The organism is Nonomuraea corallina (assembly GCF_027620315.1).
GTDB classification, from domain to species: domain Bacteria; phylum Actinomycetota; class Actinomycetes; order Streptosporangiales; family Streptosporangiaceae; genus Nonomuraea; species Nonomuraea corallina.
Map to the genome: position 1 here is coordinate 1 of NZ_JAPNNL010000175.1, position 15,211 is coordinate 15,211.

A 15,211-nucleotide genomic window follows, 5' to 3' on the forward strand; every position below is an offset into this window, starting at 1 on the left:
GGGGGGGCGGGGGCGTTCCCGGGTGGTGGTTACTTGCAGGAGGCGGCGGTCTGCGGGTCGAACAGCTGGATCTTGCTGTCCACGATCTGCAGCTTGGTGCCCTTGATGCTGGCGGCGCGGTTCTCGGTGAAGCCGATCTTGCCGAACGGTGAGTCGATGTCCCTCAGCCCGGCGAGCGCGTCCCTGACCGCCTTCTTGTCGGTGCTGCCCGCCGCCTTGAACGCGTGCGCCATGGACCACAGCGACGCGTAGCCGGCCGCCTCGAACACGGTGGCGGAGCGCTTCTCGCCGTGCTGCTGCCAGTAGTCCAGGAAGTGGGGGTTGTTCCCTTCGGTGCTCTGGCCGTTCCAGGCGGTCACGTACACGAAGCACTGCATGGCCTTGCCCGCCTGCTCCATGGTGGCGTCGCTCACGTCCGGCGCCATGAACACCGGGCCGTCATAGCCGATCTCGTCCAGTTGCAGATAGATCGTGCTCATCATGCCGGGCAGCGGCATGGTCACCAGCACGTCCGGGTTCGCCTGCTTGAGCTTGGTGAGCTGGGCCCGCACGTCGGTGTCGGTGCCGACGAAGGTCTCCTCGCCGACCGTCGAGATGCCCATGCCTTCCAGCACCTCCTTGCGTTTGCCGATGACGATCTTGGCCGCCTCGGAGTCGCTCTGGTACAGGTAGGCCGCGGTCTTGAGACCGGTGAACGTCTCGGCGAACTCCTTGTCGGCGGGCGGCATCACGTTCGCCATGTCCGGATAGAGGCGGAACATGTAGTCGCCCACCTCCGTGACGCCCGCCGCGGAGAGCCCGACCGCCATCGTCGGGATGCCGTTCTGCTGGAGCTGCGGGCCCGCGGCGAGGAACGACGGGGTGAGGGTGAAGCCCACGACCGCGTCGACCTGGTCCGCCGCGAGCCGCAGCACCGCCTGCACGGCCTCCTGCTTGTCCGCCTTGGTGTCGATCTCCACGAGCTCGATCTTCGATCCGCCGAGGAAGGCGGTGTCGTTGATCTCCTTGGCGGCGAGCCGCACGCCGTCGCGCTCGCTGGTGCCCACGCCCGCGATGCCGGCCGCGCCGCTCAGGTCGAGCGGGACGCCGACCTTGATGGTGGCCGGCAGGCCGCCCACCTGCGCCGAGTCGCCGCTCTCGCCCCCGCCGGAGCCGCACGCCGCCGCCAGTAGCGCCGTGCACAGAATGATGCCGAGCTTGCTCTTTCGCGGTTTACTCGTTCGCATATCAACCTCTCGGGGGTGGATGACTCAGGCGGAGTCACCTGCAACGTGACGGCGATGCGTCAGGGGTCCAGATACTGCGGAAGCCTCGTTAACGAGTCCGTTACGCTGAGCCACCGCGGTGGGGATTCACAGGCCGAGCAGGTTCTCGGCCGGACGGTTGGCGCTCGCCAGGATCTCCCCGGCCCGCGCCAGCGTCGCGTAGTCCAGGGCGAGCGGCAGCCCGCGCAGGCCGTCCTCCACCTCCGCCGCGGTGCGGCTGCCGAACAGCGCGACATCCGAGTACGGCCGGCGCACGGTCAGGGCCAGTACGAACGCGGCGAGCGAGATGCCGAGCGAGTCGGCGACGGCGCGCAGGCGCCGGGCGATCGCCACGTTCGCCGCGAACGCGTCCCCGGCGAAGAACACGTTGCCCGACGTGCCGGATCGGCCCTCGCGCCGGCTCCGGCCACGCCAGTCGTCCGGCTCGAACTCGTGGTCCTCGGCGAAGTTCTCCGACAGCAGCCCGTGCACGAACGACCCGTACGTGATGCGCAGCGCGCCCCGCGCGCCCGCGTCCGAGAGCTCGTGCAGGTAGCGATGGTCCAGCAGGCTGAAGCTGTACTCCACCGCCGTCGGGATGCCGGTCGCCAGCGCCCGCCTGCTCGCCTCCGCGCCGAAGTTGCAGAAGCCGACGTCGCGGGCGAGCCCTTCGTCCTTGAGCCGCTGCAGGTTCTCCATCTGCTGCTCCGGCGTGAGCGCGGGGTCGAACTGGTGCAGCAGGTACACATCGACGTGGTCGGTGCGCAGCCGGGTCAGCGACTCCTCCATGAACCGGCGCAGCGCGTCGTAGGAGGAGTCGCAGACCAGCGTCAGCAGGTTCGTCGGGTCGGTGTACCGCACGCCGCCCTTGGTGCACAGCCGCACCTGGTCACGCCGTCCCTGGAGGATCTCGCCGACGATCGCCTCCGAGCGGCCCGAGCCGTAGAAGTGCGCCGTGTCGTAGAACCGCACCCCCGCCCGGTAGGCGGCCTCGACCGCGCCCCGGGCGGCGTCCTCGTCCACCTGGCCGTACCCTTGAGCGATCATGGTGCCGCTCCCGAAACCGACACGGCTGATCAGCGGTCTCTCATCCGGCATGACAACGTCTCCTCGTTCCACGGAGGTCATTTCGCATCGGCGGACGCGCGGACGACGGCGTTCCCCGTCATCACCACCACGTCCCGTCCGTCGGTCACGGTCAGCGAGACCGCCGCCGTCCCGTCGCCGTCCACCGACTCCACCCGGGCGCGGGCGGTCAGCGACGCCCCCGGGAACACCTGGGCGCGGAAACGCGCCTCGTAGCGGAGCAGCGACTCGGGCCCGAACCAGTCGGTGAGCACCCGGCCCGCCATGCCCATGGTGAGCATGCCGTGGGCGAACACCGACGGGTAGCCCGCCGCCTCCACGGCGAACCGCTCGTCGGTGTGCACCGGGTTGAAGTCGCCCGACGCTCCCGCGTACTGGACGATCCGCGTCCGCGTCAGATCCCGGACGAGCACCAGCTCCCTGGTCGCGCCCGCCGTCACGGCCGTCATCCGCCGGCCACCGCGGTGGACGTGGTCACCATCACCATCGTCGCGGTGACGACCGGTTCGCCGTGCCGGTCGCGGTACTCGGTGATCCGCTCGGTGAAGGTGAGCGCGCCGCCTCTGCGCCCCTCCTTCCGCCACGTCCTGCCGGGGCGATCCACCGCGCTGAGCACGTCGCCCTCCCGGACCGGCCGGTGGTACTCGTAACGCTGCTCGGCGTGCAGGCCGAGCCCCGTCCCTTCACCCGCCGGCACGCCGGAAGGCGTCGCGCCCGACCCCATCCAGGGCTCGCCCGGTTTCGGGCGGACGGCGCTGTCCGGGTCGTAGTGGTCGGCCGCCCAGACGAACGTGGGCGGGGCGATCGCCGGAGTGCCGGTGAGCGCGCCGTGGAAGGCGGGGTGGGGATCCCCGACGGCCCGCGCGAACATCATGATGTGGCCCCCCTCGACCGGGAACCGCTCGACTGCCATGCTCGTGCCTCCTGGTTGTCGTCCGTGACCTTCCCGCCCCGCCGTTCGCCCCAGGGTTACGGGCCGGGTTCGTAACGTCGCGGGTAACGGCGACCCCGGCACGCTGGCCGCCCTCTGTCCGCGACGGCGACGCCCTCGCCGAGGAGGTCCCCGTGCCCACTCCGCCACGCCCGCGTATCGGGCTCAACCTGCCCCTGCGCCTGGCCGACGACGACCCCGGCGCCATCGCCGCCTGGCTCGGCGCCGTCGAGACGGCGCCCGTCGACGCGCTCTGGACACTGGACCAGCTCGCCGGCCGCGTCCCCACCCCGGAGCCGGTCACGCTGCTCGGCTTCGCCGCCGCGCGGACGACCCGCGTACGGCTCGGCATCGCCGTTCTCGTAGCGCCCGGGAGGGGCCCGGTCGCGGCGGCCAAGCAGCTGGCTTCGCTCGGCCACCTCGCCGGCGGCCGTCTCGTCGTCGGCGTCGGCAGCGGCGACCGGGGCCTGTGGCCGGCACTCCGGCTGGGCGAGTGGGCGGACCGGCCTGGCGCGGTCCTCGACGAGTTCCTGACGGTGGTGCACCGGCTGTGGACCGAGCCCGGCGTCACCCACGACGGCCCGATCTGGCCCTGCGCCGGCGTCACGATCACGCCGCGCCCGGCCGCCCCGCCTCCGCTGTGGGTCGGCGGCGGGTCGGTCCCGGCGCTGCGCCGGGCGCTGCGTCTCGGCTCCGGCTGGGTGGCGGCCGGGCGGCAGCCCACCGCGCGCTTCGCGGAGCTGGCCGCCCGCCTGCCCGAGGTCGCCGCGGAGGAAGGCCGCCCGCTCGGCTCCTTCAGCGTCGCCAAGCGCGTCTACCTGCTGGTCGAGCCCGACCGTGCCCGCGCCCACCGGACGATCGACGACTGGTTCACCGGCTTCTACGGGACTCCCGACCGGGGACGTGAGGCCACGGTCCACGGCGACGTGGCGACCTGCGCCGCGCAGCTCGCCGAACTGGCCCGGCTCGGCGTCACCGATCTGATCCTGCACCCGCTGGACGAGTCCCCCCGGCACGAGGCCGCCGTGCTCGGCGAGCTCCTGCCCGCGCTGGCGGCCTCGTACGGAGGTCACTGACCGGCTCCCCTCAGCGCCGCCCGGACGTGCGGGCGAAGTCCCAGCTCGCCCAGCGGTCGGCGCGCACCACGATGCCGATCCGCGCGCCGGACAGCGCCATCTCCCGGTAGTCGGGCCGCCCCGGCTCGGGGAAGTTGCGCGAGACGATCGCCTCCCCGATGCGCAGCAGCCCTTCGTCGTCCTCGACGAGCTCCGCGCGACCGGTCACCGACAGTCCCTTGAGGCTCCCGTAGTCCTCGCCCGAGTCCACCAGGCACGCCACGCGCGGGTCGTGCCGCAGGTTGCGCGCCTTCACCGACGTACGCTGCGTCCACATCACGATGTCGCCGTCGAGCACGCCGAACCACATCGTGGCCAGGTGCGGCGCCCCGTCCGGATCCAGCGTCGCGAGCTGCAGGCTCTTCCTCGACAGCAGGTAGTCCAGCCGTTCGCCCGGCTCGATCGGCAGCGGTCTGTTCCCCATGGCGGGCTCCTTTCTCCCGCGCTCACTACAACCGCCCGGCATGCCCCGGCGCGGCGGCGCGCGGGCGTAACGCGGGAGGTAATGGGGGGCCGCGTTACGTGTCAGCGATGAGCGCCCCAGCGGTGAATCCTCATCGACGAGCACTCCACTCATGCGGACAGGAGCCCTTCGACCATGATCGTGTCGGTCGACAACGAGATCCGGCTCGACCTCCCGGACGGCCCCCGGGTCGACGCCGAGATCGTGCACTTCTACAGTGACGGGCTGCGGCTGCGCGGCGTGCTGGTCACGCCCCGCGAACGGGCGGGGGCCATGCCCGCCCTCGTCGCCGGCCAGGGCTGGAGCGGCGCGGTGAACTTCCGCGTCCTGCCGCTCGCCGGGCGGCTCGCCCGGCGCGGCTACGCCGTGCTCGCCCTCGACCATCGCGGCTTCGGCGGCAGCGAGGGCGCCCGGCTCCGCTGCGACCCGTACGAGCAGGTCCGCGACGTCTCCAACGCCGCCACCTACCTCGCCGGCCGGCCCGAGATCGACGGCTCCGCGCTCGGCGTGATGGGCGCCAGCTTCGGCGGGGCCATCGCGATCGCCGCCGCGGCCGCCGACGAGCGCCTGCGCGCGTGCGTCGCCCTCGTCCCGCTCGCCGACGGGCGGCGGTGGCTGCGTGACCTGCACACTGACCTGCACGGCCCCGAGGCCTGGGCCGCCTTCCTCGACCGGATCGCCAGGGACGAGGCGGAACGGGCGCGGACCGGCGCCGGCGAGCGGGTGCCGCTCGGCACGCTCATGCCGCTGCCGCCGAGCCCGGCCGCCGACGCCGAGGCCGCGCTCATGGCCGCCACCTACCCCGAGGGCTACCCGCTGGAGAACGCCCGCCTCGCCCTCGACTTCTCACCCGAGCGCCTGGTTCCCGCGATCGCCCCCCGCGCCCTGTGCCTGATCACCACCAGCGACGACACGGTCATCCCGGCCGAGCACGCGCTGGCCCTGCACGCCCGCGCCGGCGAGCCCAAGGTGCTGCACCTGCTGCCGCACGGCGGCCACGGCGGACCCATGGGCGAGCTCGCCGACACCACCGCCGACCTGGCCGGCGCGTTCCTCGCCGAGCACCTGCCCTCCGGGACGGCGTCATGACCGCGCCCCTCGACGGCCGGGTGGCCGTGGTCACCGGCGGCGGCTCGGGGATCGGCCGCGCCACCGTCGAACGCTTCGCCGCCGACGGCGCGCGCGTCGTGCTCGCCGACCACGCCGGCTCCGCGGCCGAGGTCGCCGCCGCGATCGACCCCGCCGGCACGACGGTGGTCTTCCAGCGCGCCGACGTCCGCGACGCCGGCCAGGTGGACCGCGCGTTCCAGGTCGCGATGGACCGCTTCGGCCGCTGCGACATCGCGGTGAACAACGCCGGCGTGATCGCCGGCGGCCCCCTGCACGCCGACGACGCCGACGACCAGTTCGACCTGGTCTGGCGGGTCTGCGTCAGCGGCGTCTGGCACGGCTGCCGCTCCGCCGTGGCCCGCATGCGCGAGAACGGCGGCGGCGTCATCCTCAACACCGCCTCGGCGGCCGCGCTCTGGCCCACCCCCGCCTTCCCCGCGTACGGCCTGGCCAAGGCCGCGGTGCTGCACCTGACCCGTTCCCTGGCCGCCGCGTACGGCCGCGACGGCATCCGCGTCAACGCCGTCGTGCCCGGCCCCACCCGCACCGGCATCTTCGAGGCCGCGACCGCGGACCTCGACCTGGCCGGCCTGGAGCGGCGCTACGCCGCGTCGATGGCGCTCGGCCGCATGATCGAACCGGAGGAGACCGCGGCGGCCTTCGCCTACCTCGCCTCCGACGCGGCGCGTTCGATCACCGGGACCGCTCTGCAGATCGACGGCGGCTACCGGCCCGGCACCTGACGACCACCCGAGCAACCCCGTACCACCAGCCATCAGGAGAACCCCCATGACCTACCTGGTCACCGGAGCCACCGGATTCATCGGCTCGTACGTCGTCGACCGGCTGCTGCGCGACGGCCACCGGGTGGTCGCGCTCGACCGCCGCCCCGAGTGGGCCCGCGAGCCGGCCGCCCCCGATCCCTCCGCCCTCACCGCCGTCGAGGGCGACGTCACCGACTTCTCCCTCGTCGCGGACCTGGTGAGCGGCCACCGCGTGGACCGGGTCATCCACCTGGCCGCCGAACTGCACGACCGCTCCGCCGCCCAGCGCGGCCAGTGCATCCAGTCCAACATCGTCGGCACCTACAACGTCCTGGAAGCCGCCCGCCTGTTCGGCGTGACCCGTACCGTCCTGGCCAGCAGCGCCGCCCTGTTCAGCCCGGCCCACCACGACCCCGCCCGCCCGATCGCCGAGGACGCCCGCATCCACGGCGGCGACGTCTACGAAGGCAGCAAGATCTTCGGCGAGACCATGGGGGAGTACTACCTGCGCACCCTCGGGGTCGCCAACACCTCCATCCGCATCGGGCTGGCCTACGGCGCGGCCTGCCTCATCGGCACCGCCCGGCGGCTCATCGACGAACTGGTCACCAAGCCCCTCGCGGGTGAGCCCGGCAGGCCCGCTTACCACGCCGGCTCGATGATGAACATGGTCTACATCCACGACACCGCCGACGCGTTCGTCCGCGCCAGCCAGGGCCCGGCCCCGTCGAGCCCCGTCTACCACGTGCGCGGTGACTACCGGAGCGTCGGCGACATGGTGGAGGTCGCCCGCAAGCTCATCCCCGGCGCCGTCATCGAGCCCGGGGACTCCGACCACCGCTGGCCCATGAACTTCGACGACTCCCTCTTCCGCCGGGAGTACGGCTACGCCACCCGCTGGTCCCTGGAGGACGCGCTGGCCGACATCGTCGCGGAGAGGCGCTCGCAGGCCGCCTGACCACACGCGAAACCCCGCCCCGCCGGGAACGGCGGGGCGGGGTTTCGCACGCGGCGGCTCAGGCGTGGCCCGGCCGGACGTCGTCCCGGCGCGGGAAGCCGGTCAGCGGCTCCCGGCTCTCCAGGGCGGTGACGTCGCCGGGGTCGGCGCCGATGTAGACGGCGCGGGCGACGCGGCGCATCACCTTGCCGTTGCGGGTCTTCGGCAGGGCCGAGACCGCGTGGACGGCCTTGGGCCGGGTGGCCTTGCCCTCGCGGGCCACGATCGACTCCTCCAGCCGCGGGAGGACCTCGGCCGGGTCGGCGTCGCCGGTGAGCACCACGAAGCAGACGAGGGACTCGCCCTTGAGGTCGTCGGGGACGCCCACCGCGGCGGCCTCCACGACGGCGGGGTCGTCCACGAGCAGGGACTCGATCTCGGCCGGGCCCACGCGCTTGCCGGCCAGCATGATGGTGTCGTCGGAGCGGCCGAGGAGGAACCAGTGGCCGTCGGGGTCGACGTAGGCGAAGTCGCCCTGCTGCCAGTTGCCGGGGAAGCGGCTCCAGTAGGTCGACAGATAGCGTTCGGGACCGTCCCACAGGCCCTTGGTCATGCCGGGCCAGGGCGCGCGGACGACGAGCTCGCCCACCTGGCCGCGGACGGAGCGGCCGTCGGGGTCGAAGACGTCGGCGGCCATGCCGAGCGAGGGAGCGGAGAAGCCCGCCGGTTTGATCGGGCGGTGGACGGAGCCGCTCACGATGGAGGCGCCGCACTCGGTGCCGCCGCTCATGTTGACGATCGGGGTGCGGCCCTTGCCGACGTGGCGGAAGCACCACCACCAGGGCTCCAGGTTCCACGGCTCGCCGGTGCTGCAGATGACCCGCAGGTCGGGCAGCTCGTGGGCGTCCGGCCACCGGTCGCCGAGCCCGGCGAGGACGCGGATGAGCGTGGGGGAGACGCCGAGGGCGGTGACGCGGTGGCGCTCCACGACGGACCAGAGCCGGTCCGGGGTGGGATGGTCGGGGGTGCCCTCGTACAGGACGGCGGTGCCGCCGTTGGTGAGGGCGGCCGTCACCACGTAGGCGCCCATCACCCAGCCCATGTCGGTGACCCACATGAGGCGCTCGCCGACGTCCATGCCGAAGCCGTGCCGGGCCTCCTGCGCGAACTTGAACGGCAGCCCGGCGTGGGTGTGCAGGCAGCCCTTGGGCCGGCCGGTGCTGCCGGAGGAGTACAGCAGCACGCAGGGCGTCTCGGCGTCGAAGACGGGGGTCTCGGTCATCGGCTCGGCGGCGGCCGTCGCCTCGTCCCACCACTCGTCGCGGCCGGGCACGAGGGAGAGGTCACGGCCGAGGCGGCGGACCACCAGCACGGTGCGCAGGCCGGTGACACCGGCGGCCGCCTCGTCGGCGGTCTCCTTGAGCGGCACGAGCTTGCCGCGCCGCTCGAACCCGTCGGCCGTGACCATGAGCTTCGCCCCGGAGTCGAGCAGCCGCTCGCGGACGGGGGCCGGCCCGAAGCCGCTGAAGAACGGGGCGACGACCGCGCCGATCTTCGCCGCGGCGAGCATGACCACGGCGGCCTCCGGCACCATCGGCAGGAACAGCGCGACCACGTCGCCGACGCCGACGCCGCGCGCGGCGAACACGGCGGCGGCGCGGTCGATCAGCTCCTTCAGCTCGGCGTAGGTGAGGGTGCGCACCGCGCCGTCGTCGCCCTCCCAGACGATCGCCTCGGCGCCGCCGCGGCCCTCGTCGATCCAGCGGTCCACGGCGTAGTCGGCCCAGTTGAGCCCGCCGCCCTTGAACCAGTGCGGGAACGCGGGGCCGTCGGACAGGTCGAGGACCCGCTCGTACGGCCGACGCCAGCGCAGCCCGACGTCGTCCGCGGCGGCGGCCCAGAACCATTCGGGGTCGGCGGCGGCGCGGGCGGCGACCTCGTCGACCGAGGTGAGGCCGTGCCGGGCGGCCATCCGCCCGAGCGGGGTGCCGGGGAAGGCGGCGGGGTCCGGCTCCCAGGCGATGGGGAGCCGGTTCAGCTCGTCGACGTTCACGGGAGTCTCCGGAGGACGCGCGGGGTCATTTGAGCGCCAGCGGGTTCAGCGGGGAGCCGACCGCCCTGGTGAACGGCAGCGGCCCGGCCACGAACATGAACTCGTAGACGCCGTCGGCCGCGCAGTCGTCGGCGAGCCTCTCCAGGTCGAAGATCTCGCCGATCAGCAGTCCCGCGTTGACGAGCAGCACGATGTGCACCGGCTGGAAGATCTCGTCGGTCTCGTTGGGCCGGACCTCCATGCCCCAGGTGTCGGTGGCGACGCCGGCGATCTCGTTGCCGCAGATCCAGTGCGTGGAGTCGAGCGAGAGTCCGGGCGCGTCGCCGGCCGCGTAGTCGCCCCACGAGCCCCGCGCCCGGCACATGGCGATGTGCCCGGTACGGACGAGGACGAAGTCGCCGCGCCCGACGGTGACGCCCTGCGCCTCGGCGCACGCGGCGAGCTCGGCGCTGTCGATGCCCTGGCCGGGCTCCAGCCACGGCACCCCGCGGTGGCGGGGGATGTCGAGCAGCACGCCCCGGCCGACGACCTTCTCGGTGGTCAGCTCGATGCCGCACTTCCCGGCTCCGGTGCTGGAGACGTGCTCCTGGCCGAAGCCGTTGTACATCTTGCCGTCGTAGAACACGTGCGACAGGGCGTCCCACTGGGTGCCCGACTGCAGCGGCATGTAGACGGCGTCGTCGGCGTAGCGGAGCCGGGCCATGTGGTCCTGGGCGCCGATGGCGGCGTCGCCGCCGTCCTGCAGCATGAGGTGGATCGGGTTGACCCGGCCTCCCCAGCCGTTCTGCGGGCCGTCGCCGTCGTACGGCAGCGCGCAGGAGATCACCTTGCCCTGCCGGACGAGCGCCGACGCGGCGACGATCATCTCCGGCTCGATGTAGTTCAGCGTGCCGATCTGGTCGTCGGGGCCCCACTTGCCCCAGGTGCGGTAGCGCTCGCACAGGGCGTGGACGTCGTCCAGCGTCACCTTGCCGCGGCCGGCGCGCGCCGCGCCTTCCCCGGCGGTCGTGTCGGTGCTCACGTCAATGTCTCCCCATCGTGGCGGAACGGGACTCAGGACTGCGCGGGCAGGGTGCCCAGGCGCTGGCCGAACCAGTCGGCGATGAGCTGCCGGGCGGGGTCGGGCTCGTCCGTCTGGCAGTGCTCGGCGCCGCCTTCCGCGACGGTGAAGATCCGCAGGGTCTTGTCGGCCGAGCCGGCGGCCTCGTACGCCTTGTGCGCGTCCTCGACCGCGACCTGGCGGTCGTTCTCGCCGTGCACGATCAGCAGCGGCTGGGTGAGCTTGGGCAGCACGTCGACGAGCGTCCACTGCTTGACCCGCTCCAGCCCGGCCTCCATCGTGTCGGTGCCCATCACCCAGGGGAGCTGGAACCACGGCACCGAGACCGTCTTGGACCGGGTGGCCCAGCGCTTCTCCCAGGTGGCGCCCCAGTCCCAGATGCCGCCCCAGGCGGCGCACGCCTTGATGCGCGGCTCGAACGCGGCCGACCGCGGCGCGTAGTAGCCGCCGAGGCTGATGCCCATGACGCCGATGCGGTCGGCGTCGACGTCCGCGCGGGTCTCCAGGTAGTCGATGACGGCCCCGGTGGGGACCTCGTAGTCGGGGCGGGAGGGCACGTTCCGCAGCCGGAGCGGCTCGCCCACGCCGGGGCTGTCCATGACCAGGCAGGTGATGCCGCGGCGGACGAACTCCTCCTCGACGAAGCCGTAGAGGATCTCCTTGGTGACGTCGAAGCCGCCGTAGAAGATCACGACGGGGGCGGGCTCGGCGGTGCGGGCGGGGATGAGGTAGCCGGGCAGGACGCCGTCGGGCGAGGGGACCTCGATCCGCTCCACGTTCAGCGGCGCCAGCTCGACGGCCTTGTTGAACGCGGCGAGCGCGGCCTGGTAGCCGGCCGCCTTCTCGGGGCCGGGCGCGATCTGCCGCTCGCCGCTGGCGTGGTAGATCGAGGCGCGCAGATAGCGCAGGCCGGCGCTGCGGCGCAGGCCCCCTTGGAGGTCCCTGGCGGCCTGCTCCTCCTGCTGTCCGGCCATGCCCTCCCAGGCCTTGCCCCAGGCCTCGGCGTCGGGCTCGCCGTCGCGCAGCGGAGCGAGCCACCGATGCATCTCGCCGAGCGAGCCGCCCGCCATCAGGGCGAGGTTGAAGGCCGAGGACCACATGTAGTTGTCCGGGAAGTAGTAGAACACCTGAGGGCTCCGTTCACGTGCGGTGGGCGAAAGGCTCCGCGAGCCACCTCACCCGTCCCGCGTTACCCCCCTCGTTATGGCCGCGCGCGCCTCGGGAAAGGCGGTCCGGGTGACGCCCGGAGCACGGCGAGGAGGCACGATGGGGGCCTGACGGCGAGCCGAGCCGTCCAGATGATCATTTATAGGTATATAACGCCCAAGGAACATTAAATGCCGCGTACCTATTGACTTTGGACGTCCCGTACCACTTCATGGAATCCAACACCGCTGTTACTCGGGGATTTCGGCGGCATGGCGTGACGTTACTCTCCGGTGAACTGAGGTCTGCATGATCTTGAGTCACAAGGTCCTTCCCCCGGGTCTGCCGCGCGGGACCATCGCGCGAGATCGCCTGGACGAGCACTTCTCCGCGCTGCTCGAGGTCCACGAGACCATCGTGATCTTCGCCGCCGCGGGATCGGGCAAGACCGTCCAGACCCGGATGTTCGCCGCGCGGTTCGGCTGGCCGCTCGCCTGGCTGACGCTCGACGCGGGAGACCGCAGCCCGTCCCGGCTGATGATCTACCTGGCCAAGGCCCTCGCCGAGGTGAATCCCGAGGCGCCCCGCACGGTCGAGACCGCGCTGGAGGAGGGCTTCCCGGCGGAGGAGGTCGCGGCGATGCTCGCCGAGAGCGTCCACGACACCTCCCTGCTGCTCGTCCTGGACGACTGCGAATGGCTGGTGGCGGCCGACGAGGCGCTGGCCGCGCTCGGCGTCTTCCTCGACTACCTGCCGCCGAACGTGCGCACGATCATCATGAGCCGCGAGGACCTCGGCGGCCCGATCGGCCGCATGATGCTGCAGGGCAGGATCGCCCGGGTGAGCGGCGAGGACCTGGCGCTGAACATGGACGAGGCCCGCACCCTGCTCGCCGCGCACGGCCAGGGCGGCCGGGATCCCGCGCCGCTGATGGAGGTCACGAAGGGCTGGATCGCCGCCGTGGCCTTCGACATCATCCCCGGGCTACAGCCCGGCAACGGGCCGGACGCGCTCGCCGGCTTCGTCTCCCGGGAGATCCTCGCCCGGCTGCCCGCGGAGGAGCAGGACTTCCTGCTGCGCACGTCGATCCCGGCCGGGGTGACCGCCAGGGCGGCCGTCGCCCTCTGCGGCGATCGGGGCTACCGGCTGTGGCAGTCGCTCGGCTCTCGGCACCTGCCGGCCACCAAGGTCGACCGAGCGCTGGTCTACCATCCGCGGTTCCGGCAGTACCTGCGCGAGCAGTTGCAGGCCCGCCTGCCGAGCGAGCTGCCCGGGCTGCAGAGCCGGTACGCCCGCCTCCTCCAGGAGAGCGGGATGCACGAGGACGCCGTCGAGACCTATCTGGAGGCCGGCGAGCTGGACAAGGCCGCGGACGTGGCCGAACAGGCCGTGGCCGCGCTGTCCGCCCGCGCCGACTGGGTGGTGCTGCTGCGCTGGCTGGAGGCGTTCGGCCCGACGGCGGTCGAGTCCCGTCCGGTCCTGCTCGGCGCCGCGCTACGGGCGCTGTACGGGGTGCGGCGCATCCCGGAGGCGCAGGCGCTCATCCTCCGGCTGCACCAGGAGGGCAGGCTGAGCGAGGTCGCCAAGGCCGACCCGGGCGCGGTGGCGTTCGTCGGGTACGCCATGCAGTGGCGCCCGGCCGAGGCCCTGGAGCTGATCCGCAACTACGAGGGCGACTACCGGGCCGAGGCCGTGCGCTACGAGCTGGAGGCGGTGGCGGGCCGCGAGCCGGTGGCCCCGCCGCCCGGCCGGGACTGGGTGGACAGCGAGCGCGTCTACTCCTGGGGGCTGCTCGTGCAGGGACGGCTCGACCAGCTCCTGCGCATGCTCCCCGACGAGGGGAACTGGCCGCCGCGCTCGTTCTTCCGCACCCCGCACCCGCTGCTCGCCCTGGTGTGGCGGGGCGAGCTGACCCTGGCCCGCGAGCTGCTCGACGAGGTGCCCGAGGCGATCAAGTTCGGCGCTCACACCGACCTGTGGTTCTTCCACGAGGCGTGGCTGCTGTGGGCGGAGGGGCAGGTGGAGAAGGCGCTGGCCGCCGCCGAGGCCGCGGTCGACCACAGCCGGCGGACCCTCTTCGGCTGGGAGCCCTGCTTCGAGGTCGTCGTCGGCGTGCTGCAACTCGCGCTCGGCCGGGTGGACGACGCCCGCATGACCCTCGCCGACGCGATCAGTCGCTCGGCGGCGAGCGGCAACCGCTGCTACGCCGAGTGGGGCCAGACCTTCCAGGGGCTCGCCTATCTGCGCATCGACCGCCCCGAGGACGCGGCCCGGGTGCTGCGCGGCGCCACCGAGGCGATGCGGGCCTCCGGGCGCACGCTCATGCTGCCGTTCGCCGCGACGTACCTGGCCGAGGCGGAGGCGCGGCTGGGCCGAACCGAGGCGGCCTCCGCCGCCGTCGAGCTCGCCTACCAGACCGCGAGCGCGATCGGCTGCCTGTTCATGCTCAAGAACGCGCTGAACGACGTGCCGGGCGTGCTGCGCCGCCAGATCGAGAACGACGCCGGCGGCACCCAATGGCGTCAGCTCGTCGGGCACCAGCCGCAGGAGGCGCGCAGGCGGCAGCCGGCCGCCCCCTCCGAACGGGTGATCGTCGTGGACGTGCACACGCACGGCCCCGTGGTCGACCTGATCGTGGACGGCGTGCCCCGCTGCTCTCGCCGCACCAAGGTGCTCGAACTCGCCGCCTACCTCGCGCTGCACCCCGAGGGCGTGGAGCGGCACCGGTTGCAGGAGCGGCTGTTCCCCGACGCGGACCCGCGCCGGGGCGGCAACTACTTCCGCCAGGTGGTGCACAAGCTGCGCCAGGCGACAGGGGTGAACCTGTCCAGGACCGCGCACGGCCACGTCCGCTGGGCGGACGGCCTGTACGTGGACAGCACCGACCTGCGCTTCGAGCGGATGATCGGCGATGCGTGCCGGCTGTCGGGCGAGGAGCGGCTGGACCGCATCGAGTCCACGCTGGAGCTGGTCGAGGGGCCGTACCTGCCCGAGAGCGAGCTGGAATGGGCCGAGGAACGCCGGCACGAGCTCGAGGTGATGATCGTGAACGCGGCGGTGGACGCGGCCGAGGTGGCGTTCTCCCTCGGGCATGTGGAACGCGCCAAACACCTGGCCTCGCTCGCGATCAACCGCGACCCGTTCTGCGAGTCCGCCTACTGCGTGCGCATGCGGGTGGAGGGCGCGCTGGGGTCGCCGCACGCGGTCCTGGCCGAGTTCCAGCGGCTCACCACGGCCCTGGCCGAGCTCGGGGTCGAGCCGACCCCGGCGACCCGGCACCTGGTCCGCGAGCTCCGGGGTAC

Annotated in this window: 13 protein-coding genes; 5 read left to right on the top strand and 8 right to left on the bottom strand. The window is 72.9% G+C overall.

The features are described from left to right. Nucleotides 1–29: 29 nt before the first annotated feature. The 4 genes from OUY22_RS30325 to OUY22_RS30340 all read right to left on the bottom strand — a co-directional run bounded on the left by OUY22_RS30325 (nt 30) and on the right by OUY22_RS30340 (nt 3,243). Nucleotides 30–1,226 (bottom strand): ABC transporter substrate-binding protein, encoded by a 1,197-nt coding sequence (locus OUY22_RS30325; RefSeq protein ID WP_270158630.1) that lies wholly within the window; start codon nt 1,224–1,226, stop codon nt 30–32. Between the two features lie 126 nt (nt 1,227–1,352). Beyond that, nucleotides 1,353–2,342: an aldo/keto reductase gene (locus OUY22_RS30330; RefSeq protein ID WP_270158631.1), complete on the bottom strand. Its 990-nt coding sequence runs from the start codon at nt 2,340–2,342 to the stop codon at nt 1,353–1,355. Nucleotides 2,343–2,368: 26 nt separating this feature from the next. After that, the gene (locus OUY22_RS30335) at nt 2,369–2,779 is read right to left on the bottom strand and encodes a MaoC/PaaZ C-terminal domain-containing protein (RefSeq protein ID WP_270158632.1); all 411 of its coding nucleotides are present in this window, start codon (nt 2,777–2,779) and stop codon (nt 2,369–2,371) included. Further along, nucleotides 2,776–3,243, bottom strand: a complete 468-nt coding sequence (locus OUY22_RS30340) for an FAS1-like dehydratase domain-containing protein (RefSeq protein ID WP_270158633.1) — start codon at nt 3,241–3,243, stop codon at nt 2,776–2,778. The genes OUY22_RS30335 and OUY22_RS30340 overlap by 4 nt, the downstream gene beginning before the upstream one ends. Nucleotides 3,244–3,395: 152 nt before the next feature. Between OUY22_RS30340 and OUY22_RS30345 the strand changes: the two genes are divergently transcribed. Continuing rightward, nucleotides 3,396–4,337 carry an LLM class flavin-dependent oxidoreductase gene (locus OUY22_RS30345; protein ID WP_270158634.1) on the top strand — a complete coding sequence of 314 codons (942 nt, stop codon included), beginning with the start codon at nt 3,396–3,398 and terminating at the stop codon, nt 4,335–4,337. Nucleotides 4,338–4,347: 10 nt separating this feature from the next. Here OUY22_RS30345 and OUY22_RS30350 read toward each other — a convergent pair whose 3' ends face one another. Next, complete coding sequence (locus OUY22_RS30350; RefSeq protein ID WP_270158635.1) at nt 4,348–4,800, bottom strand: pyridoxamine 5'-phosphate oxidase family protein; 453 nt, start codon at nt 4,798–4,800, stop codon at nt 4,348–4,350. Between the two features lie 174 nt (nt 4,801–4,974). Here OUY22_RS30350 and OUY22_RS30355 point away from each other — a divergent pair, with 174 nt between their 5' ends. Genes OUY22_RS30355 through OUY22_RS30365 form a run of 3 tightly spaced genes read left to right on the top strand, consistent with a single transcriptional unit; the run spans nt 4,975 to nt 7,671 of the window. Then, nucleotides 4,975–5,928 carry an alpha/beta hydrolase gene (locus OUY22_RS30355; protein ID WP_270158636.1) on the top strand — a complete coding sequence of 318 codons (954 nt, stop codon included), beginning with the start codon at nt 4,975–4,977 and terminating at the stop codon, nt 5,926–5,928. Then, nucleotides 5,925–6,692 (top strand): SDR family NAD(P)-dependent oxidoreductase, encoded by a 768-nt coding sequence (locus OUY22_RS30360; protein WP_270158637.1) that lies wholly within the window; start codon nt 5,925–5,927, stop codon nt 6,690–6,692. Before OUY22_RS30355 ends, OUY22_RS30360 begins: the two co-directional genes overlap by 4 nt. A 46-nt stretch (nt 6,693–6,738) precedes the next feature. After that, nucleotides 6,739–7,671, top strand: a complete 933-nt coding sequence (locus OUY22_RS30365; RefSeq protein WP_270158638.1) for an NAD-dependent epimerase/dehydratase family protein — start codon at nt 6,739–6,741, stop codon at nt 7,669–7,671. A gap of 58 nt (nt 7,672–7,729) precedes the next feature. Here the strand turns inward: OUY22_RS30365 and OUY22_RS30370 are convergent, their stop codons facing one another. From OUY22_RS30370 to OUY22_RS30380, 3 genes are read right to left on the bottom strand one after another with little or no spacing between them, the layout of a single operon-like run. Beyond that, nucleotides 7,730–9,703, bottom strand: a complete 1,974-nt coding sequence (locus OUY22_RS30370; protein WP_270158639.1) for an AMP-binding protein — start codon at nt 9,701–9,703, stop codon at nt 7,730–7,732. A gap of 25 nt (nt 9,704–9,728) precedes the next feature. Beyond that, nucleotides 9,729–10,724, bottom strand: coding sequence for a cyclase family protein (locus tag OUY22_RS30375; RefSeq protein ID WP_270158640.1), 996 nt, complete (start codon nt 10,722–10,724; stop codon nt 9,729–9,731). A 32-nt stretch (nt 10,725–10,756) separates the two neighbouring features. After that, a complete protein-coding gene (locus tag OUY22_RS30380) occupies nt 10,757–11,890 on the bottom strand; it encodes an alpha/beta hydrolase family protein (RefSeq protein ID WP_270158642.1) in 1,134 nt (377 codons plus the stop codon). Nucleotides 11,891–12,218: 328 nt separating this feature from the next. Between OUY22_RS30380 and OUY22_RS30385 the strand changes: the two genes are divergently transcribed. Further along, nucleotides 12,219–15,211: BTAD domain-containing putative transcriptional regulator (locus OUY22_RS30385; RefSeq protein WP_270158645.1), on the top strand; the 2,993-nt coding region annotated here is incomplete at its 3' end.

What these genes read in the sequence shown, in the direction of transcription:
- OUY22_RS30325 (WP_270158630.1), bottom strand. Translation starts at nt 1,226, where the DNA reads ATGCGAACGAGTAAACCGCGAAAGAGCAAGCTCGGCATCATTCTGTGC.
- OUY22_RS30330 (WP_270158631.1), bottom strand. Translation starts at nt 2,342, where the DNA reads ATGCCGGATGAGAGACCGCTGATCAGCCGTGTCGGTTTCGGGAGCGGC.
- OUY22_RS30335 (WP_270158632.1), bottom strand. Translation starts at nt 2,779, where the DNA reads ATGACGGCCGTGACGGCGGGCGCGACCAGGGAGCTGGTGCTCGTCCGG.
- OUY22_RS30340 (WP_270158633.1), bottom strand. Translation starts at nt 3,243, where the DNA reads ATGGCAGTCGAGCGGTTCCCGGTCGAGGGGGGCCACATCATGATGTTC.
- OUY22_RS30350 (WP_270158635.1), bottom strand. Translation starts at nt 4,800, where the DNA reads ATGGGGAACAGACCGCTGCCGATCGAGCCGGGCGAACGGCTGGACTAC.
- OUY22_RS30355 (WP_270158636.1), top strand. Translation starts at nt 4,975, where the DNA reads ATGATCGTGTCGGTCGACAACGAGATCCGGCTCGACCTCCCGGACGGC.
- OUY22_RS30360 (WP_270158637.1), top strand. Translation starts at nt 5,925, where the DNA reads ATGACCGCGCCCCTCGACGGCCGGGTGGCCGTGGTCACCGGCGGCGGC.
- OUY22_RS30365 (WP_270158638.1), top strand. Translation starts at nt 6,739, where the DNA reads ATGACCTACCTGGTCACCGGAGCCACCGGATTCATCGGCTCGTACGTC.